21 protein-coding genes and 1 riboswitch are annotated in these 20,199 nt (G+C 64.9%); of the genes, 12 read left to right on the top strand and 9 right to left on the bottom strand.

Features of this window, described 5'->3' with window-relative positions:
- Positions 1-6: 6 nt before the first annotated feature.
- From M2432_RS07650 to M2432_RS07640, 3 genes are read left to right on the top strand one after another with little or no spacing between them, the layout of a single operon-like run.
- Entirely contained in the window at positions 7-282 is a 276-nt protein-coding gene (locus M2432_RS07650; protein ID WP_280826146.1) for a monovalent cation/H+ antiporter complex subunit F, read from the top strand.
- Positions 279-614: a monovalent cation/H(+) antiporter subunit G gene (gene mnhG / locus M2432_RS07645; RefSeq protein WP_280826145.1), complete on the top strand. Its 336-nt coding sequence runs from the start codon at positions 279-281 to the stop codon at positions 612-614. Before M2432_RS07650 ends, mnhG begins: the two co-directional genes overlap by 4 nt.
- Positions 601-1,512: a class I SAM-dependent methyltransferase gene (locus M2432_RS07640; RefSeq protein WP_280826144.1), complete on the top strand. Its 912-nt coding sequence runs from the start codon at positions 601-603 to the stop codon at positions 1,510-1,512. The genes mnhG and M2432_RS07640 overlap by 14 nt, the downstream gene beginning before the upstream one ends.
- A gap of 95 nt (positions 1,513-1,607) precedes the next feature.
- On the opposite strand, the gene M2432_RS07635 is transcribed toward M2432_RS07640, so the two are convergent.
- On the bottom strand, positions 1,608-2,615 hold the full coding sequence (locus tag M2432_RS07635) for a serine/threonine-protein kinase (RefSeq protein ID WP_280826143.1): 1,008 nt from the start codon (positions 2,613-2,615) through the stop codon (positions 1,608-1,610).
- Between the two features lie 417 nt (positions 2,616-3,032).
- Between M2432_RS07635 and M2432_RS07630 the strand changes: the two genes are divergently transcribed.
- Positions 3,033-3,509: a hypothetical protein gene (locus tag M2432_RS07630; protein WP_280826142.1), complete on the top strand. Its 477-nt coding sequence runs from the start codon at positions 3,033-3,035 to the stop codon at positions 3,507-3,509.
- Positions 3,510-3,541: 32 nt separating this feature from the next.
- Here M2432_RS07630 and M2432_RS07625 read toward each other — a convergent pair whose 3' ends face one another.
- The 5 genes from M2432_RS07625 to M2432_RS07605 all read right to left on the bottom strand — a co-directional run bounded on the left by M2432_RS07625 (position 3,542) and on the right by M2432_RS07605 (position 6,919).
- Positions 3,542-4,177, bottom strand: a complete 636-nt coding sequence (locus M2432_RS07625; protein WP_280826141.1) for an LON peptidase substrate-binding domain-containing protein — start codon at positions 4,175-4,177, stop codon at positions 3,542-3,544.
- A gap of 2 nt (positions 4,178-4,179) precedes the next feature.
- Entirely contained in the window at positions 4,180-5,319 is a 1,140-nt protein-coding gene (locus M2432_RS07620; protein ID WP_280826195.1) for a glutamate--cysteine ligase, read from the bottom strand.
- On the bottom strand, positions 5,309-6,031 hold the full coding sequence (locus M2432_RS07615; protein ID WP_280826140.1) for a superoxide dismutase family protein: 723 nt from the start codon (positions 6,029-6,031) through the stop codon (positions 5,309-5,311). The genes M2432_RS07620 and M2432_RS07615 overlap by 11 nt, the downstream gene beginning before the upstream one ends.
- 10 nt (positions 6,032-6,041) lie before the next feature.
- Positions 6,042-6,518, bottom strand: a complete 477-nt coding sequence (locus M2432_RS07610; protein WP_280826139.1) for a LytR C-terminal domain-containing protein — start codon at positions 6,516-6,518, stop codon at positions 6,042-6,044.
- A gap of 92 nt (positions 6,519-6,610) precedes the next feature.
- Positions 6,611-6,919 carry a DUF3263 domain-containing protein gene (locus M2432_RS07605; RefSeq protein WP_280826138.1) on the bottom strand — a complete coding sequence of 103 codons (309 nt, stop codon included), beginning with the start codon at positions 6,917-6,919 and terminating at the stop codon, positions 6,611-6,613.
- Between the two features lie 117 nt (positions 6,920-7,036).
- Between M2432_RS07605 and M2432_RS07600 the strand changes: the two genes are divergently transcribed.
- The 7 genes from M2432_RS07600 (at position 7,037) to M2432_RS07570 (ending at position 15,163) form a co-directional block, all read left to right on the top strand.
- Positions 7,037-7,630, top strand: a complete 594-nt coding sequence (locus M2432_RS07600; RefSeq protein ID WP_280826137.1) for a peptide deformylase — start codon at positions 7,037-7,039, stop codon at positions 7,628-7,630.
- The gene (locus M2432_RS07595; RefSeq protein WP_280826136.1) at positions 7,630-8,514 is read left to right on the top strand and encodes a GNAT family N-acetyltransferase; all 885 of its coding nucleotides are present in this window, start codon (positions 7,630-7,632) and stop codon (positions 8,512-8,514) included. Before M2432_RS07600 ends, M2432_RS07595 begins: the two co-directional genes overlap by 1 nt.
- A gap of 108 nt (positions 8,515-8,622) precedes the next feature.
- Entirely contained in the window at positions 8,623-10,089 is a 1,467-nt protein-coding gene (locus tag M2432_RS07590) for a DUF3375 domain-containing protein (RefSeq protein ID WP_280826135.1), read from the top strand.
- The gene (locus tag M2432_RS07585; protein ID WP_280826134.1) at positions 10,082-10,741 is read left to right on the top strand and encodes a DUF4194 domain-containing protein; all 660 of its coding nucleotides are present in this window, start codon (positions 10,082-10,084) and stop codon (positions 10,739-10,741) included. The genes M2432_RS07590 and M2432_RS07585 overlap by 8 nt, the downstream gene beginning before the upstream one ends.
- Positions 10,734-14,162 (top strand): ATP-binding protein, encoded by a 3,429-nt coding sequence (locus tag M2432_RS07580; RefSeq protein ID WP_280826133.1) that lies wholly within the window; start codon positions 10,734-10,736, stop codon positions 14,160-14,162. Before M2432_RS07585 ends, M2432_RS07580 begins: the two co-directional genes overlap by 8 nt.
- A gap of 12 nt (positions 14,163-14,174) precedes the next feature.
- Positions 14,175-14,960, top strand: a complete 786-nt coding sequence (locus tag M2432_RS07575; protein WP_280826132.1) for an exodeoxyribonuclease III — start codon at positions 14,175-14,177, stop codon at positions 14,958-14,960.
- Positions 14,957-15,163 (top strand): hypothetical protein, encoded by a 207-nt coding sequence (locus M2432_RS07570; protein ID WP_280826131.1) that lies wholly within the window; start codon positions 14,957-14,959, stop codon positions 15,161-15,163. Before M2432_RS07575 ends, M2432_RS07570 begins: the two co-directional genes overlap by 4 nt.
- A gap of 24 nt (positions 15,164-15,187) precedes the next feature.
- On the opposite strand, the gene M2432_RS07565 is transcribed toward M2432_RS07570, so the two are convergent.
- The 3 genes from M2432_RS07565 to M2432_RS07555 form a co-directional block, all read right to left on the bottom strand.
- The gene (locus M2432_RS07565; protein WP_280826130.1) at positions 15,188-15,808 is read right to left on the bottom strand and encodes a hypothetical protein; all 621 of its coding nucleotides are present in this window, start codon (positions 15,806-15,808) and stop codon (positions 15,188-15,190) included.
- A gap of 182 nt (positions 15,809-15,990) precedes the next feature.
- Entirely contained in the window at positions 15,991-16,293 is a 303-nt protein-coding gene (locus M2432_RS07560) for a hypothetical protein (RefSeq protein ID WP_280826129.1), read from the bottom strand.
- A 27-nt stretch (positions 16,294-16,320) separates the two neighbouring features.
- Positions 16,321-18,090, bottom strand: coding sequence for an MFS transporter (locus M2432_RS07555; RefSeq protein WP_280826128.1), 1,770 nt, complete (start codon positions 18,088-18,090; stop codon positions 16,321-16,323).
- 238 nt (positions 18,091-18,328) lie between these two features.
- Positions 18,329-18,444: riboswitch (TPP riboswitch) on the top strand.
- Between M2432_RS07555 and thiC the strand changes: the two genes are divergently transcribed.
- Positions 18,435-20,075: a phosphomethylpyrimidine synthase ThiC gene (thiC, locus tag M2432_RS07550; protein ID WP_280826127.1), complete on the top strand. Its 1,641-nt coding sequence runs from the start codon at positions 18,435-18,437 to the stop codon at positions 20,073-20,075. It overlaps the preceding riboswitch by 10 nt.
- Positions 20,076-20,199: the final 124 nt, after the last annotated feature.

Here is a 20,199-nt window from a genome sequence, read left to right as displayed (position 1 = left end):
TCGCGCATGAATACCGTGTGGATCATCGCCGCGGTCATGTTGAGCGCCGCCGCGGCCATCACGATGTTCCGACTGCTGGCCGGCCCCAACACCCTGGACCGTCTGGTCGCACTCGACACCTTTGTCGCGGTGACCATGTGCAGCATCGGCACGTGGGCCGCTTACAGCCTGGACACCACCGCCACCTATGGCATCACGGCGTTGGCTCTGATCAGTTTCGTCGGCTCGGTCAGTGTGGCCCGGTTCCGGGTCCGCGACACCGACCAGGAGCCGCCGCAATGAACGTGTTCGATGTCACCGCAGGGGTTTTGGTGCTCGCGGGCGCCCTGCTGGCGCTGACCGCGGCAATCGGTGTGGTGCGCTTCCCGGACACGCTGTCGCGGATGCACGCCGCCACCAAGCCGCAGACCCTGGGACTGTTGCTTGTGCTGATCGGCGCCGGCCTGCGGCTGCGCGGCCAAGCCGACGTCGGCATGTTGATCCTGACCGGCCTGTTCACCTTGATCACCGCGCCGGTTGTGGCCAATCGGGTCGGCCAACTGGCCTACCGTGAGCACAGTTACCGCGACGATCTGTTGATCCGAAACGAGATGGAAGAAGATGGCCAGAACTGACGACGATTCCTGGGACATCACCGAGAGCGTGGGCGCCACCGCGCTGGGCGTGGCATCGGCCCGGGCGGCCGAATCCGCTTCGGAGAACCCGTTGTTCGACGATCCCTTTGCGCAGATGTTCCTCGACGCGGCAATCGCGCAGGGCTGGTCGTCGCCGTTCTCCGATGCCGAGCCCGGCCCACGGCAGGCCGAGCGCCTCCAAATGGTGCGAGCGTATGCAGCGCTTCGCACCAAGTGGTTCGACGAGCTCTTCGCTTCAGCCTGCGCGCAGGGCATCCGCCAGGTGGTGATCTTGGCGGCCGGCCTGGATGCTCGCGCCTGGCGACTGCCGTGGCCCGATGGCACCACGGTGTTCGAGATCGACCAGCCAAAGGTGCTGGCGTTCAAGGAAGAAACGTTGGCCGCTCGCGGCGCTGAGCCGGTGGCGCGTCATGTCTCGGTGCCGATGGACCTGCGCCAAGACTGGCCGGAGGCGTTGCGTCAGGCCGGTTTCGATGTTTGTACGCCGACCGCGTGGCTGGCGGAGGGCCTGCTGCCCTACCTGCCGGCCGCTGCTCAGGATTTGTTGTTCGAGCGAGTGCACGAACTGAGCGCACCCGGCAGCCGGGTCGCAGTGGAAGGTTTCGGCACGGAGTACTTCAGCGAGGAGAACCAGCGCATTCGCCGCGAGCGCATGGAGGCGATCCGCGCCGAGGCCGCCCATAGCGGCCAGCAGTTGTCCGACGTCAGCGACCTGTTCTACATCGAGCCGCGCGAGGATGTCGCCGACTGGCTGACCCGCCACGGCTGGCAGGTGTCAGTCGAGAGCTCGGCCGACCTGGCCGCCCGCTACAAGCCCGAATTCGACACCAAGGTGCCAGAGGTAGGCAGTGAGTTCGTCGACGGGAAGTTGCCCTGACCGCTGTCGACAGCAGTCACTTCCGCCGCTTCAGTACCGGCTGGTGTTGGTTTATGCGGACCTGGAGTGCGGTATCACCCATGACGCCGTATCAGTTACCGCGAAGCTCTGCAGCGTCGAGGAGAGATAGCAGGGGTCAGCGTCGCGGTGTGCGCGATCCCATTCCCGGCACGGGTGGCCGCGACCAGGATAGAGTCCGATCCGTTCACCGGGATACCAACGGACCCCAGCCAATTCGGTCCCCACAGAGCAACCGCCGCAGATGCCAGCGCGATGCCGAACTCATCGGCGCTACCGTACCGATCGGCAGGATCGGTCGCGAGGCCACGCATCACGACATCGGCAATCGGCGTAGGCACCGAAGGTGCCATGTCCACCAACGGCCGAGGAGCGTCGAAGGCATGCATGAACAACGTATCGATGGGGTCTGGGGCCGACGGGAATGGCAGGTCTCCGGAAAGCAGTCGGTAAAGCATCGTAGCCAGGGCGTAGATATCGGTAGCTGGGCTCAGCTCCATGCCCCGGGCTTGTTCTGGAGCGATATACGCCGGGGTTCCGAACACCTCGCTTGGGTGGGTTGGGTGCGCGTCCTTGTCGCCGACGACCTCCGCGATGCCGAAGTCGGTCAACTTCACCGCTCCAGACGCCGAGAACATCAGGTTCGACGGCTTGATGTCGCGATGCAGGATGCCGGCCTGGTGGGCGGCCTCCAATCCGGCCGCGCATGACAACGCCACCGCCAATGCCGCTGCCGTATTGAAACCCGTTGTGGTGATTCGTTTTTCCACCGTCCCGCCGGGCAGATACTCCATCACCAAAAGGCACAGATCATCGTCTTCGATGTAGTCGTATATGGAGACCACGTGTGGGTGGTCCAGGCTTGCGATCAATCGGGCTTCGGTGGCGAACTGGCGACGTACGTTCGGGTCCGTGGCGAATTGCGACCGAATCTGTTTGATCGCCACCGGCCGCTCGAGTCTGCGATGCGTCCCGGCGAGCACCACACTACTGCCACCATGGCCGATCTGATCGCCCACCTGGTAGCCGGGCAACCGGTCCTGTACGCGTTGGCGATCGTCATGTGCACCATGCGCTGTGTTCATGTCATCGACCTCCTCTGCGGTGACGGTTTCGATGCGTTGTGCGGCCGACGCTAGGGATCGTTGGGCAACATCTCGCGAGTAGTCGGCTACTCGATAAATCGGCGGTCCCGGCGTACCTACCGCGGGTGAAATTCGGGTAGTCGACTACTCGCGACCACAGGGCCCAAAAAGCGCAACATCGTCGGTGTGCCGGCGAACCGATTCCGCCCGGCAAGACGCGTACAGCCAATACAGACGGGAGTCGTGATGAGCCTGGTTTCCTTGTCCTCGCTGGCTGTCGCACGCGACCTCACACCCGGCGGCCAGCCGCTGAGCTCCGTAAGTAAGGGGGTACCGGCGGCAGGGCCGACGATTGGTCCTACGCCTGCGAACGCGTCCACTCCACCAATCGGCTCGATCGCAGGATTTGCACAGCTATTGACTGCACAGATACCCAGTGAGGCGCTGATCGCGTACACGACGCTGTTGGCGTTGTTCTACACCTTGGGCAAGCCATATAACACCGGGCGCTGGGTGCTTTACGGATTATCCGTATTCGCCTGCGGTGCAACTCTCCTTGCCGCCTACTTTGCAAAGCGAAATTACACCCTTCAGGTCCCAGCTGGAGCCCCATCGCAAGCTCCAGCGGATCAAGGCAGTTCAGGGGTCCTGGGGTCGTTACGCCGGTTACATCTGCCATACCTGCCGACCTTTGCCGCAATTCTGTCGATGGCCGTCTACGGGTTGACAGTGCCCGGGTCACCGCTGCAGTTCGCAGTTTCGGGGGCAGCATTTTCCGTGCTGTCCGGATCTCTTTCAGTCGGTGGCGCTCTGGTGATGTCGATGATCGCGCCGTTCCTGGGTAAGGGGAATGACGCGGTCCCTGCAGCCAGTCAGAAAGTCGGCGTCTCGTAACTCGGGCTGTGGTGGTAGGCGAGCCCGCGTCCTCACTCCTCCGCCAGCTGAAACTCCACCAAGGCAGCCACCCCGTCAACCGCCTCATTCAACGCGGCCAACCGCGCCGCCGCATTCGGCGCCGCCAGCACCGAATATTTATCAGCCGGCCCGATCGGCAACCGCGACGCCAACGCGTACAACCGTTGTCCCATATCGGCATTCGCCGTTCCGGCGAAAATCTCCTCGCGCCTACGTAAGCGCCCGCCACTGGCCTCCGCCACCCGCGAGAACACCGCAATGATCCGGTCCTCCACCGCTTCCACATCCGCGTCCGACACCGCAGGCCCCGGCTCGTCGGGCCACACCTCCACCGTGGCACGTGGATACGGATCGTCGTTGTGCCACTGCAGAATTCGGATCCGCTCAGTCATCGAACAGGACAATCGGTAGCGGCCGACACCCTGCGCTTCACACGTATCGATGTGGGCCAACGCGCCGACGTCAAGGCGCGAGTCACCGCCACCGACCTCACGGCCCGCTGAGATCAGTACCACCCCGAACACTGGCTCGTCGGCGGCCAGGCAATCGCGCACCAACTCGCCGTAGCGTGGCTCGAAAATCCGCAGCGGCAGCCCCTCACCAGGAAGTCTGACTGACTCCAGCGGGAACATCGGTGTGACGGCCACGGCTACAACTCCAGCTCACACACCAATGAGTCGACGACCTCCAGTAGATCGCCATCGTTCTCCTCGGCCACCCGGCGCTGGCGTTGATACGACCCGCCCAGCGTATAGATGTCGGTCACCCGGGCCAGCTCGTCACTGCAATTCAGTGATGCCGCAACGGGTTCCAGCCGGTTGAGCAGTTCGTCCAGGTCCTCGGTGACCAGCCGCTCGTTGCTGTCAGCATCGAGGATGATCTCGGCGTCCAGGCCGTATCGTGCTGCGCGCCACTTGTTCTCCTGCACGTGCCACGGCGGCATGGTGGGCAGCTGCTCACCGGCATCGAGCCGACGGTCGAGGTCGACGATCAGGCAGTGCGTCAGCGCCACCAGCGCGCCCAGCTCGGCGATGTTGGAAACCCCGTCGAAAATCCGAACCTCGATGGTGCCCAAATGCGGCGACGGCCTGATGTCCCAACGGATTTCGTTCATGTGCTCGATGATGCCGGTCTTGCGCTGGTCGTGCACGAAGCGCTCGAAGTGCGACCACTTCTGGAAGTGGAACGGCAGCCCCGCGGTCGGCAACTGCTGGAACATCATGGCCCGGTTGCTGGCATAACCGGTGTCCTCGCCGTCCCAGTACGGCGACGACGCCGACAGCGCCAGCAGGTGCGGGTACTGGTTGAGCAGCGAGGTGATGATGGGCATCACCTTGTGCGCCGATGAGATCCCGACATGCACGTGCACGCCCCAGATCAGCATCTGTCGCCCCCACCACTGGGTGCGCTTGATCAACTCGGCGTAGCGCGCCCCTTCGGTGAGCTTCTGCATGGACCATTCTGCAAACGGGTGCGTGCCAGCGCAGAACAGCTCCATGCCGCGCTCGCGGACAATCCGGCGTACCGGCCCGAGGGTGGCGCGCAGGTCGTCCATCGCCTCGCCGCTATTGACGCACACCCCGGTGACAACCTCAATGGTGTTGCGCAGCAACTCTTTATGGACGTGCGGTGTCTCACCGATCTCGGCGATGACGGCCGCAGCCTCGTTGCTCAGGTCCCGGGTCACGGCGTCGACGAGCGCGAATTCCCATTCGACGCCGATGGTCGGCCTCGGCGACCCGGCGAAGTCGATCCGCGGTGGGGTGTTGGCGTTGGCGCTACCCGGCAGCGATGACACCGCAAGCCACGCGCTTACCGGAGTCGCCGGTGTTCAACGAAGCCTCGTCCGCACCTGGAGCATCACCTTGGATCTGCTTGTACCGGTCAGCCGGAATGTTGCCGAAGTTGTCGGACTTCTCGTGGATGATCAGCGCAGTCTTGCTGCCGCCCAACAGATCTGCGGCGGTGAAGGCGTCGGTGGTGGCCACCAGCGAGGCGCTGCCGTCGGCGCGGACCTGCAGCGAGGGCAGGTCGCCGCTCATCGGGTGCGCGTTGTGGCCCGGAGCCTGGAAGTGTCCACCGGCCGAGTTGAAGTCGCCGGGTGCGCCACCGGTCGGCGCCACCGAGTTCGCCTCGCACTTGCCCACCGAGTGGATGTGCAGGCCGTGGAATCCGGGGGCCAGGACGCCGGGCTCGGTGGTCTTCACCGTGACCGTCGCGACGCCACCGTTGAAAACGAATTCCGCCTTGGCGACAGTTGCACCCTCGGGGGTCTTCAGTTCGGCGACCAGCGTCTCGCCGGATGCCGGCGCACCTGCCTTTTTGCTCTGGCCGGACTCCGGCGCCGCAGAGTCGTGCGGGCCGTGCTCAGAACCCATCCAGATGGCCGGCGTGGTGCCCGGCACAGACGTGGCGACCTGACCGGGAGGCGCGCACGCGGCCACGATCGGAACGACGGCCGAGGCGGCGGTGAGGAAACGAAGCGGGGCGGAGATCGGCATGCTCGAGAGCCTAGCCGGTCACCAACACGATGACCCCCGGCGGCTTGTCACTTAGCGCCGGAATTCTGGGCTCGGCCGGAACGCTCAGAATTTTGCCCACCGCTTCGGCTGCGTCTTTCTCCCCGGGCGTATCGCCGTAGTACACAGTGGTGGCCGTCACGCCCTCAACGCTCAAGTTGTCGGTCTCGACGACGTTCCACTGCGCGTCATGCAGCTTGTTGGACACGGTCTGGGCCGCACCCGCCACCTGGGAGATGTTGTACACCCGCACATCGGCCTTGGCCGAGGGTGCCGCCGATGCAGCCGACGACGTAGCCGGGGCACCGGACGTCGCGCTTGTGGTTGTGGTGGTGGACGACGCCGAGTCAGCACTGTTGTTGTCCGAGTTGAGTGACTGGAACCCGACGAGCAGGAACACCACGCCCAGGAACAGCAGCACCATCACCATGGCGCGTAGGGGCAATCCGGAGGACTCTCGCTGATTCATCGCTCTCCACTTTATCGAGGCGAGTGCTCGGCTGTCGGCGGTGCCGACGTTTCACCCGGCTCGAATGACACTGAACGACTCAGTGACCTCCGCTACGTGATCTCGAATCCGAGCCGACGTGCCGCCTTGGCCTTCTGACGACTGGCGCGCTGCCGGCGCAACCGCTTGACCAGCATGGGGTCAGCAGCCAGCGCCTCGGGCCGATCGACTAGCGCATTTAGCACCTGGTAGTAGCGCGTCGCGGACATCGAGAACAGTTCCTTGATGGCGTCTTCTTTCGAGCCCGCAAACTTCCACCACTGCCGTTCGAATCCCAGGATGTCGTGTTCGCGGCGGGTCAACCCGTCGGAGGGCTCAGAGTCGTCGCCGGATTGCTCAGTACGCGCCATAGCGCCGTCCATTTCGCTCCTCGGACCCTTCTACGACCGTTCCAGTGGTGTCGGCGAACATTCAACCACGGCAGACGGGCTTGGACCGTGAACGTAACCCGCGCGTCGGCTGACCTAAACTTGCTCGTCATGGCCGTACGTCCGATTTGCATTGTTGGTGACCCTGTTCTGCACACCGCGACCACACCGATCCCGGTCGGAGCCGATGGCTCTCTACCTGCGGACCTCGGCGATCTGATCACCGACCTGTACGACACCATGGACGCGGCCAACGGTGTGGGGTTGGCCGCCAACCAGATTGGCGTCAGTTTGCGGGTGTTCGTCTACGACTGTGCTGACGACCGCGGCATGACGACCCGACGCCGCGGCACGGTGGTCAACCCGGTGCTGGAAACCTCCGAAATTCCGGAGACCATGCCCGACCCTGACAACGACGACGAAGGTTGCCTGTCGGTTCCGGGTGAGTCCTTTCCGACCGGCCGGGCCACCTGGGCCCGAGTCACCGGACTGGACGGCGACGGCAACCCTGTCACGCTGGAGGGCAACGGTCTGTTCGCTCGGATGCTGCAGCACGAGACCGGCCACCTGGACGGGTTCCTGTACCTGGACCGCCTGATCGGTCGTAACGCGCGCGCAGCCAAGCGGATGGTGAAATCCAACGAGTGGGGCGTGCCCGGCCTGAGCTGGATGCCGGGTGAGGTCGAAGACCCCTTCGGGCACTGATGCCCACTAACGGGCGGGTGGGCAGCCGGGTATCGCTGCGGTACCGGCTGCACGACGGGTCAACCGAGGCGTTTACCGACGTGGTCGGCCACCTGGAGGCGCTGACTCCTGTTGTGGTGGTACGCACCAAATCGGACGGGCACGTCGAGATCGACCCTGCCGATGTGGTGTCGGTGCGTGAGTTGTCGCACGCCCCGGTTCGCAACTCCGAGATTCGAGCAGTTGAGCATGCTGCCGCGCTGGCCTGGCCGGGCACCGAGCAGCACTGGCTGGACGGCTGGCTGTTGCGGGCCGGCGGCGGGGCGACCATGCGGGCCAATTCTGCTGCGCCACTGGACTTTTCCGCTGATCTGACCGCCTTGCCCGGCATCGCCGCCTGGTACGCCGAGCGGGGGTTGCCGCCCTGGTTGGCGCTGCCGGAACGGCTCCTGCCGGTGCGCGCCGCCGGTGTCCGGCCATCGCGGGTGCTGACGCGTGAACTGTCTGGTGGGCCGGACGTCGTCCTACCGTCCGGTCCCGATGACCGGTGGCTGCAGATCTACGGCGGTGACGTCCCTGTCGAGGTGCTGACCGCCGTCGTCGACGGTGACGTGGCGTTCGCAACAGTCGCCGACGCCGCCGTCGGCCGAGTGGCGCTGACCTCTGCGCCTGACGGCACTCGGTGGGCAGGGCTGTCGGCCGTCGCCGTGCTGGAGGCGCGGCGCGGCTGTGGCCACTCTCGTGCCGTCTCCGACACGTTGTTGGCCTGGGCTGCTAACCACGGCGCCGGCCAGGCCTACGTACAGGTGATCGATGACAACGTGCCGGCGATCGCGCTGTACGAGTCGATGGGTTTCCGCCTGCACCACCGGTATCGCTACGTCGCGGCCACCGACCTGCTGTGACGCCGACGCTGTCACCACACTGACCAAATCAGGACCACCCCGGGCCGACTTCCGGCCGGGGAACGCCAAGTATCTTTGACCGTCCGGGACGGGTATCGGGGGTTGTACGTGCACCAGAACGCGGCGTTGTCAGCCGCCGAGCTTCTCGAACTCAACCGTGAGATCCAGGGCTCGCGCGCGGTCCGCCTGCTGGCCACCAACAACCTCGGTGTCTACGCCACCTTGATGGAACGCCACCTGGCCGAGGGAATGGTCGCCGAGACCGATCTGGTGGTGCGGCTCGAGCGCGACTTGGAGTCGTTCGGCGAAACCGGCGACCAGCTCGGGCAGTCCGGCCTGGCCCTGGTCAAGACCTGGGCCAGCCAAGGTTGGCTGCACCGCGTGGCCGAGCAGCGAGCCGGCACCGAACGCAACGTCTGCTACCTGACCCAGGACGCGCGACGCGCGCTCGATTTCGTCCGCAGCATGCGCCGCGGCGACACCATCGCCACCGGCGGTTCGATCAACGGCATCGCCTCCCGACTGCGGCAGGTCGCCACTCGCGCCACCGGAGACCCCGAGCGCGTCCGAGCCGGCATCGAGGCCGAGATCGCCGTCCTGCACCGCGAACTCGACGACCTCGAGGCCGGCCTGCGCCCCGAACCGGACGTCACCGACATGTATGACGAAGCCCGCGCCATCGCTCTGCAGATGGAACGGCTGATCACCGACATCGGTTTGTACGGCAGCATGATCGAGCAGGCCACCCAGGCCCTTGACGACCCGATCGACACCAACGTCGAGTACCGCGACCGTCAGCGCCAGATGTATGCCGATTACCAGTCGGCCTGGGATTCGGCCGGCCGCGACTCCCACCGGGCATTCCTCCGGATGATCAACGACCCCGAGCAGCGCGCCGAGTTCGAGGCTGACATCGCGACCGTCGCCGCGGCACTGCCCGAGCTGGACCCGGCGCTGCGCAAAGTGATGGCCGGGTTCTTCGAGTTGATCGGCCACCAGATCGACGAGGTGGAACGTATCCAGCAGCGGTGTGCACAGCGGGTCAAGCGGTTCACCGCGTTCGGCACCATGGAGTCCAGTCGGGGCGTCGCCCGCCAATTGGGTGACGCCATCGCCGCGGCCCGGGCCCTGCTCAAGGAGTCGTTGACCGACTCTCGTTTGGACCTCGAGGTGCCGCTGGCCCGGCACTCGATCAGCTCGATCGGTGCGCTGAGTTTCAAGATCGGTGACCTGTCGGCACCCAAGCCCGCGGCGGCTGCCCAGGGCGAGGTGGACCTGTCCAGTTTCGCTGCGCTGACCACCCAGGTCGATGCGCCCGCCTTGTCGGAGCTGGTGAATTCTGCTGTGGCGCAACGGCCTTTATCACTTCCCGAAGCGGTCGCGCTTTTGGATTCACCGTATCTCGGGCATGTCATCGTGTTGTGGTCGTGGGCGCTCAAGCAACCTGCCACTTCCGTCGCCGGATCGTCCGCCGCGGTGCGGTTCCGTTCGCTCGACGGCCGTGACCGCGAAATGGAGGTCCCGCAATTGATGTTCACCGAGCCGGTGATGGGAGCAGGAGCTGTAAATGACTGACAACCCAGTCGATTTCGCGTCGCTGCCCGAGGTGGACAGCACCAGTCGCACTCCACAGCAGCGTCGTCCCCGGTTCGACGGGGACATCAGTGCTATGCCGGACCGAGCCTGCTGGGCGCTGCAGCACCTGCTGACCCGCCGCTACATCAGCAGCGAATCCGACCAGGACATCTACAGCTGGATCCTGGAGTACCGCACCGAATTATCGGTTCGGCTGTCCGAACTGGACCTGCAGCTACGCATTTCCGACGGCGTTGACATCGCGTTCATCGAGCAAGCTCGCTACGAGTCGGCCAAGGGCATCAAGCTGCTGCGCCGCGAGCCGCTGGGCACCTACGACTCCATCCTGGCGTTGCACCTGGCCCAGATGATGCGGGCCGGCGGCGACCAGAGTTATCTGATCACCCGCGACGAAATCCACGGCATGTTCACCGGGGTGCTCAACGAAACCGACCGGGACACCGTGACTTTCACTGCCCGTATCGATGCCGCCATCGCCCGGCTGACCGGGCTGGAGATCCTGCGGCGCAGCCGCGACGACGAGGACAGCTACACCGTCAGCCCGGTGATCACCGCCGTGATGACGGCCTCGGTGATCACCGAGTTGCAGCAACAGTTCGAACAGCTGGTCAAGGGCGGTACCGATGAGTGAGCAGTTCCACCTGTCCCGGTTGCAGATCATCAACTGGGGCGTGTTCGACGGCTATCACTCGATCCCGTTCAGCGTCGGCGGGTCGTTGATCGCCGGTGCCTCCGGCAGCGGCAAGTCGTCTCTGCTGGACGCTATTTCGCTGGGCTTCCTGCCTTTCAACCGGCGCAACTTCAACGCCTCCGGCGACAACACCGCAGCCGGTTCCAGCGCCGGCCGCCGCACGGTGGACAAGTACGTCCGCGGCGCCTGGGGACAGCGCAGCGACGCCGGCTCCAGCCAGGTCATGTACCTGCGCGGCGATGGCACCACCTGGTCGGCGGTGGCGGTCAGCTACACCAGCAACACCGGACGCACCATCACGGGCCTGGTCCTCAAATGGCTTACCGGCGAGTCGCGTTCGGATTCGTCCAGCCGTTTCGTCATCGGCGACGGCGACCTGGACATCGAGGACGTGTGCAACCGGTGGGCCGCCGGACGGTTCGACACCAACGTGTTCAAGGACATTCGGGGCGAGCGAAGCGACGGGAAACACATCCGGGGCGAGCGAAGCGACGGGAAACTTGGTGGCTGGCGCTTCACCACCAAGGTGGAATCGCAGTACCTGGCCCAGCTGTACGCATCGATAGGCATCCGGGCCTCCGAGGCCGCCCAGCAGCTGCTCGGCAAAGCGAAATCGCTGAAAAGCGTTGGCGGTCTTGAACAATTCGTCCGAGAGTTCATGCTCGACGAGCCTGACAGCCTGGCCCGGCTGCCCGAGGCGCTCAAGCAGATCGATCCCCTGGTCGAAGCGCGTGAGCTGCTGGCGGTGGCCCAGCGCAAGCGGAAGATTCTCGGCGATATCGAGGCGATCCAGGTGCGGTACGCCTCGGAGTCGAGCGACCTGGGCATCATCGATCTGGTCGATCTGCCTATGGTGCGGGCGTACACCGATCACGTGCGGCTGCGGCGGTGCCCGGCCGACATCGCGACGCTGGACACCACCATCGATCAACTGGAGAACGAATACGGTGATCTGACCAAGCAGCTGAATCTGGCCAAGGCCGAAGGTGATTCGCTCAACGCGCAGATCAACGGGGCGTCGGCGAACGTCGGCCCGCTGCAGGCCCAGGTGACCACTGCCGAGTCCCAGGCCGATGAGGTGGCGCGCAGGCGCGCAGGTTACCACGAGATGGTGGCCACCCAGGGCTTCGACGTGCCGGAAACCGCCGACGAATTCTGGAATCTGCGTGAGGAATTGACGCGGCAGGCCACCGACATGCTGGGCAAGCTGGAGTGGGGCCGGGACGCCTCCACCGACGCCGAATATGCGCAGAAGTCAGCGCGCATCCTCCGTGATAATGCCGCCAAGGAACTCAGACGCGTCGAGCATGTGGGCTCGGCATTGCCGGAGTTCGCGGTGACCATGCGGGAACAGATCTGCACTGCGGTCGGTCTGGATACAGACGAGCTTCCCTATGTGGCTGAGCTTTTCGACCTACAACCGGCTCAAAGCCGGTGGCGCGTCGCGGTCGAGAAGGTGCTGCGCGGTGTCGGCCTGCGGCTACTGGTTCCCGACCAGCACTACGCCAAGGTCCTGCGGTTCGTCAACGAGACCAACATGCGCGGCAGGCTTGCGCTCCATCACGTCCGCGCCGGTGCGTCAGGACGACAAGCCGAGCCGAACACGCTCGCAGGAAAGCTATTGCTGGTCAACCCGCAGCACGCCTGCGCTGCCGAAGCGGCAGACATCGTCGCCGCGGCCGGCGAGCACATCTGCGTGGACACTCCCGACGTCTTTGTTCGGTTCCGGCGCGCCGTTACCGATACCGGCCTCTACAAGGACTCCGAGCGTCTCGCGGTCAAGGACGATCGGCGGCCGATCAAGCCGTCCGAGTACATCTACCAAGGTGATATCAGCGCCAAACTGGAAGCGCTGCACGCCGAACTCACCGAGGCTGAAGAGGCCTTCAGCAAGGCCCGCCGAGCCGCCGATGAGATTGCCGCGCAACGCCAACGGTGGCGCGACCGGGCCAGTGCCTGCAAGGCGATCTACGAGCAGTTCGGCCAGTGGAGCCAGATCGACATCGACACCGCCGAGGGGCATGCCGACCGTCTTCGCGAACAGTACGAACTGCTGCTGGCCGACCATCCCGACATCGAGGCATTGAGCACACGGGCCGAGGAATGCTGGGTCGACATCCAGACTCTGATGACCCGGCGCGGTGCCATCGCAACCCGGCGCGACGATCTGGACAGCCGGCGCACCAAGCTCTTGGACCTGCAAGAGCGGCTGTCCCCGGTCGAGGTGTCCGAGCAGGCCACAGATCTGTTGCGGCGCTACGCATCCGAGGTTCCGGTGCCGCTGGAGCTACTGAATCCCGAACCGCACCGGGAGGCGCTGTTTGCCGCGATCCGTCGGGAACGCGACCAGCTGACCGAGAGCCGTCGCCGTTCCTATGACGAACTGGCCCGCATCGTCACCACGTTCGACACCTCGTTCCCGGATGCGATTCCGAACGATTCGGATGATTTCGACGAACGCATATACGACTACGTGGCGGTGTGCCGCCACATCGACGAGCGCGAGCTTCCGGATGCCTACGACCGGATGATGCGGCTGATCACCGAGCAGGCACCCGACGCGATCTTGACCCTGCACCGGGTGGCAGAGCAGGAGACCCGTCGGATCAGTGAGCAGATCGATCGCGTCAATACCGGTTTGGGCGCAGTGGAATTCAACCGCGGAACTCGGTTGACGCTGCGCGCCAATCCACGCAGCCTGGTCGCAGTCTCGGAGCTGACCGACATCGTCAAAGCCATTTCCCGACGTATCGCCGAGGTGGGTCTCGGCGATAAGAAGGCCATCCTCGATCAGTACGCTGACATCCTGAGGTTGCGAAATCGATTGGCCGGCAACAACCCCGAGGACCGGGCCTGGACCCGCGACGCCCTGGACGTGCGCAACCGGTTCACCTTCGACTGCGCCGAATGGGATGTCGCCACCGACGAGTTGATCCGCACCCATAGCAACGCCGGCGACAACTCCGGTGGCGAACAGGAAAAGCTGATGGCCTTCTGCTTGGCGGGCGCCTTGAGCTTCAACCTGGCCAGTCCTGCGCAATCATCAATTTCGGCTGCCGCCGACGGCGCCGACAACAAGCCGGTTTTCGCTCAGCTGATGCTCGACGAGGCGTTCTCCAAGTCCGACCCACAGTTCGCCTCTCAGGCGCTACAGGCGTTCCGCAAGTTCGGGTTCCAGCTCGTCATCGTCGCGACGGTGCAGAACGCCACCACCATCCAGCCCTACATCGACGGCGTGGTCATGGTGTCCAAGTCTGAAGCCACCGGCCGCAATGCCCGACCGGTGGCCACCGTAGCCACCAAGACCATCACCGATTTCACCGCCCTGCGCCGGGGATTGAAAGTCCCCGAGCCGGTCTGATTAGGAGCCGCCATGCGAATCGCCACCTGGAACGTCAACTCCATCCGCACCCGCGTCGACCGGGTCACCGACTGGTTGTCCCGCGCCGAGGTCGACGTGCTCGCCATGCAGGAGACCAAGTGCAAGGACGAGCAGTTCCCCCTGCTGCCGTTCGAGGCGCTGGGCTACGAGGTCGCGCACGTCGGGTACAGCCAGTGGAACGGCGTGGCAATTGCATCCCGAGTTGGGCTGGAGGACATCCAGATCGGCTTTGACGGCCAACCGCAGTGGCAGGATTCCAACGAAGCCCGAGCCATCGGCGCGACCTGTGGCGGAGTGCGGGTGTGGAGCCTGTACGTCCCCAACGGCCGCACCCTGGACGACCCACATCTGCCGTACAAGCTCAATTGGCTTGCCGCCCTGCGTGACACCGCGTCCGGCTGGATTGCCGACGACCCGACCCTGCCGCTGGCCCTGGTGGGCGACTGGAACATCGCGCCCACCGACGAGGATGTGTGGGACATGGAGGTCTTCCGCGACTCGACCCATGTCTCCGAACCGGAGCGAGCGGCATTCCGGGCCATGAACGACGTCGGCTTCACCGATGTGGTGCGCCCGTTCACCCCGGGGCCCGGCGTCTACACCTACTGGGACTACACCCAATTGCGCTTCCCGAAGAAGCAGGGCATGCGCATCGACTTCGTGCTCGGCTCACCCGAATTCGCCGCCAAGGTGACGCATGGAGAAATCGTCCGAGAAGAGCGAAAAGGCAAGCAGCCCAGCGACCATGCTCCGGTGCTGGTGGAACTCGCTCAGTGACGTCCGTGGTCAAGGCTGCCCAGCCGGCCAGTCTGCTCGCCCGGATCATCCACTTCGTCGCGCAACTTCTGTTGTCCCGAGTGCTGATTCGGGCCTTGACCAGCGCGGGGTGGTACGACGGGACGATGAGTGCAGGGTGGCATCGCAGCGTGCGCTCAATTGCCCAGCGGGGAGCGTCAGCGATCATGTCCACTAATCGCTGACCCTCACCACCGACCAGGTTGCGGCTAGACCAGTTCGGGCACCCTCAGGTGAGCGAACGCCACTTCAAACTCGCACTCGTCGAGCTCGCTTGCGCCCGCTTCCTTCATGCGCGATTCCTTGAGCGCTTGGGCCTCGCCACGGCTGCGATCCATGGCCTCGCGGCTGTCAAATGTCGTGCAGGACGCGCCACGACCGGTGGCCCGATCGACCATCAGGCTGAGGCTGCAGAAGCCCTCCAGCGCCTCGGCGTCGGGCAGGATAGTCGACCTGAAGTAGTCGATGGCGGCATCCGAGTGTGCCGGATCGGTATGCCCCCAGGTAACCCGCGCGCACGCGCCCTCGGGGATCTGGTGGGCGCGGTGCAATACTGCGATATCCCACTCGTCGACCGTCGCGGCTCCGCCGAACATCTGTACTGCCTGTTCGCGAATCGGTCGAACCTTATCGGCGTTGTCACGCATCGCCTCCTCGGATTCCCATGCGGTGGTGGCGATGCACCTGCCGGAATCTCGGTCGCACAGCAGCGACATGCCGACGAACCCATCGAGCCCTTGGAGTGCGGACATCACTTCATCGCGGACGTGCGCGACTCCTGCGTCGATAGCTGAGGGTTGTGCGTGAATAGTGGTAGAGCGTGCGTACACGACCCACCCCCTCTATATCGGGGCAGCGCCCCGGCGGCGCCGCCGGTCCACCGAATACGTTCCTCCGATGGCCGGTGCGTGGCAAGAGCCGACCGGCGCGCCGCATCGGTTGAGCCAGGCTGCGTCCCGCCGATTTCCGCAGCTCAGTAACGTCCTCAATGTGCGTGAAATACCGCCGGTATTCACGCCTCCCGCTCGACCGAGACGCCCGCGTCCTTGGCCGCCTGATGGTAATTCCGTAGCTCCACCCGCACCGCTTCGTCCAACGCCCGGTCCAGGCTCGCGTGGGCTGAACGGCGGGCTACCCGGCGCATGACGTCGATCAGGTCGGCGGCCCACGCGAGTTCGACATCGTTGGTGGGATACCAGCCGGTCCCGCGTTGTCTGGTTATCTCGGTATGTCCGCGGCCGGCCAGGATGCGCGCCGCGCCGTCGAGCTTCTTGTCGACCGCCGTCGTGGTCTTCAGGATGTCGGCCAGCGGCATGCCCCGGCACAAGTGAGGACGAGGAAGTTAGGCCTCGTTGTCGGCGTTGGGATCGGTTCCGTAGGTGCCGGGGTTGAACATCGAGGCTAGTGCGCCCAGCAGCATCATGACCGCCGCCGCACCGAACACCACGGTCAGCCCGGAGTGGAAGGGCTCGGTGATCAACTGCGGGAAGAAAGTCTGACCGGTCAGCGCCTCGGCGTTGACGCCCGGCTGCTGCAGGGCGTGGAACGGGGCCAGCAGTTCGGCCATCGGGTTATAGCCGAGGAAGGCCGCGAACAGACTGCCCACCGGGGGCAGTTGCGCCACCTGATGCGCAACATCGGCCGAAACCCCTTGCTGCTGAAGGCCGCTGAACAACGCGGACGGCAAGGTGTGCGACAGCCCGACGATCATCAGCGAGAAGAAGATGCCGATGGACAGCGAGTTTCCGGCGTTGAAGAACGTCGACCGCACGCCCGAGGCGGCGCCGCGCTGTTCGGCCGGAACCGCAGACATGATGGCGGCGGTGTTGGGCGCGGTGAAGATGCCGCCGCCAATGCCGTTGAGGAAGACCAGCACGGCGAACTGCCAGTACTCGAAGTTGACCGGGATCAGCAGCAGCGCGATGAAGGACGCCGCCATAAGCACCATGCCGCCGACGGTCAGCGGCCGGGCGCCGAACCGGTCTGACAGGGAGCCGGCGACGGGCGCGGACACCAGGAAGCCGACTGTGGCCGGCAACAGATAGATGCCCGCCCACAGCGGGGTGGATTCGTAGTTGTAACCGTGCAGCGGTAACCAGATGCCCTGCAGCCAGATGATCAGCATGAACTGCAGCCCGCCGCGGCCCACCGAGGACATCAGCCCGGCCAGGTTGCCCATGCCGAAGGCCGCCGATTTGAACAGCCGGATATCGACCATGGGCGATTGCACCCGCAGCTCGATCAGGCAGAACGCCACCAGCAGAGCCACCCCGATTCCGATGGACCCGAGCACCGCGGGGCTGGTCCAGCCGGTCGATGAGGTGCCGTACGGCTGGATGCCATAGGTGATGCCGATCAGCAGCACGGTCAGGCCAAGGCCGAAGGTCAGCGTGCCGGCCCAGTCCAATTTGCCAGCCGTACGGGTTCCGAGCTCGCGCAGTGACCGGTAGCTCCAGATGGTGCCGATGACGCCGATCGGCACGCCTACCCAGAACACGGCCTTCCAATGCCACTCGGAGAGGGATCCGCCGATGAGCAGACCCAGGAACGAACCGGCGACCGCGGCAACCATGTTGACGCCCAGCGCCATGCCGCGCTGGTTGGCCGGGAAGGCGTCGGTCAGGATCGCCGACGAGGAAGCCATCAGCATGGCGCCGCCGACGCCCTGGATGACCCGCCAGGCGATCAGCCATACCGCCCCACCGCCAAGTTGGAACGGATCGAAGGACAGCGCGATCGCGGCCAGGGTGAAGACCACGAAACCGATGTTGTAGATCCGGACCCGGCCGTACATATCGCCGAGTCGGCCGAAAGGCACCACCAAGACCGCGGTGACCACCAGATAGCCCATCAGCATCCACAGCAGGTAGCTGACGTTGCCTGGCGCCAGCGGGTTCAGCCCTATGCCGCGGAAGATGGCCGGCAGCGAGATCAGCACGATCGATGCGTTGACCGAGGCCAGCAGGATGCCCAGCGTGGTGTTGGACAGCACCACCCACTTGTAATGCGGGTGGTCGTGGTCCATCTGAACACGGCGCCGTGCCGTCTGGGCTTGGGCCGTCTCGGCCGCGGGGGCCAGGTCAGCCTCGGGTGTGCCGGTCTCAGCCGTCATATTTACATCTCAGCCGTCTACTCAATACTTGCCTGAACACGGTGGTTCAGGCCTTTCATTCGGAAACATATGTTAGCTATACAAAAGAACTGAGGCCAACCCGTTTCGGCAGAAGAATTCTGCGCCGCGGCGTGGCGAGTTGACAGTCAAACTCGGCGCATCGGCTCTGCCGGGCCTCAAGAGCGCCACGCCCGTCGGCCCGCTGCCCTTCCGTTCCTGCGCCCATCGGCTACCGTGGAGACGTCCGCGCGGGAGCGCACGCCTTGGTGCGCTGAGAGGACGGCTGTGTGGTGCCGTCGACCGTATGAACCTGACCGGGTAATGCCGGCGTAGGGAGTATGCAGATGACTGCAATTGCTGTATTCAACGACCTTTCTTGCGGCCCGATCCAGGGCAGCACCAAGGTTTACCGGGAGCTTCCGGACGGGGGAAAGGTCCCGTTCCGGCGGGTCAACCTGACCACCGGCGACCACCTCGACCTGTACGACACCTCGGGTCCGTACACCGACGAGAACGCCACCATCAATCTGGAGAAGGGCCTGCCCGGCCGTCGCGGAGTCGTCAAAGACAAGGGCACCCAGCTACAGCGCGCCCGCAACGGCGAGATCACCGCCGAGATGGCGTTCATCGCCGAGCGCGAGGGCGTGCCGGCTGAGCTGGTCCGCGACGAGGTCGCCCGCGGCCGCGCGATCATCCCCGCCAACCACAACCACCCCGAACTTGAACCGATGATCATCGGCAAGGCTTTCGCAGTGAAGGTCAACGCCAACATCGGCAACTCGGCCGTCACCTCCTCGATCTCCGAAGAGGTCGACAAGATGGTATGGGCCACCCGCTGGGGCGCCGACACGATCATGGATCTGTCCACCGGCAAGGACATTCACCAGACCCGCGAGTGGATCCTGCGTAACTCCCCCGTCCCGGTCGGCACCGTGCCCATCTACCAGGCACTGGAGAAGGTCAACGGCGATCCGACCCAACTCACGTGGGAGTTGTACCGCGACACCGTGATTGAGCAGTGCGAGCAGGGCGTCGACTACATGACGGTGCACGCCGGAGTCCTGCTGCGCTACATCCCGCTGACCGTCAAGCGGGTCACCGGCATCGTGTCCCGTGGCGGCTCGATCATGGCGGCGTGGTGCCTGGCCCATCACCAGGAGTCGTTCCTGTACACGCACTTTGAAGAACTCTGCGAGATCCTGCAGGGCTACGACGTCACTTTCTCGCTCGGCGACGGGCTGCGTCCGGGCTCCATCGCGGACGCCAACGATGAGGCGCAGTTCGCCGAGCTGCGCACCCTGGGCGAACTGACCAAGATCGCGAAAAGCCATGGCGTGCAAGTGATGATCGAAGGCCCGGGCCATGTCCCGATGCACAAGATCGTGGAGAACGTGCGCCTGGAGGAGGAACTGTGCGAAGAGGCGCCGTTCTACACTCTGGGCCCGTTGGCCACCGATATCGCACCGGCCTATGACCACATCACCAGTGCCATCGGTGCGGCCATCATCGCTCAGGCCGGCACCGCGATGCTGTGCTACGTCACCCCGAAGGAACACCTGGGCCTGCCCAACCGCAAGGACGTCAAGGACGGGGTGATCGCCTACAAGATCGCCGCGCACGCCGCCGACCTGGCGAAGGGCCATCCCGGCGCCCAGGACCGGGACAACGCATTGAGCCAGGCCCGCTTCGAGTTCCGTTGGCACGACCAGTTCGCGCTGTCCCTGGACCCGGACACCGCCCGCGAGTTCCACGACGAGACGCTGCCCGCCGAACCGGCCAAGACCGCGCATTTCTGCTCGATGTGCGGGCCCAAGTTCTGCTCGATGCGCATCACGCAGGACATTCGCGATGCCTACCCGGACGGGGTGGCACCGGAAGACATCGAGCGGGGCATGGCGGAGAAATCACAGGAGTTCGCGGAACACGGCAACCGGGTTTATCTGCCGTTGGAAGTGTCGGCACCGGCAGGCGGCCTGCAGGGCTAGCTTCTGTCGACGTCGGGCGACGAGCCACCGGGATTGCGCGGGATCAGTAATCAGCCGAGCTTTAGCCCGCCCAATGCGTGGAGCGCCTTCGTGAGGTTGGACAGTGCTTTCAACCCGCTATCTC

Source organism: Mycobacterium sp. OTB74, assembly GCF_029892685.1.
In the GTDB taxonomy this organism is placed as follows: domain Bacteria; phylum Actinomycetota; class Actinomycetes; order Mycobacteriales; family Mycobacteriaceae; genus Mycobacterium.
The sequence above is the reverse complement of the archived record's forward strand: the minus strand, read 5'-3'. Positions and strand labels throughout refer to the sequence as shown.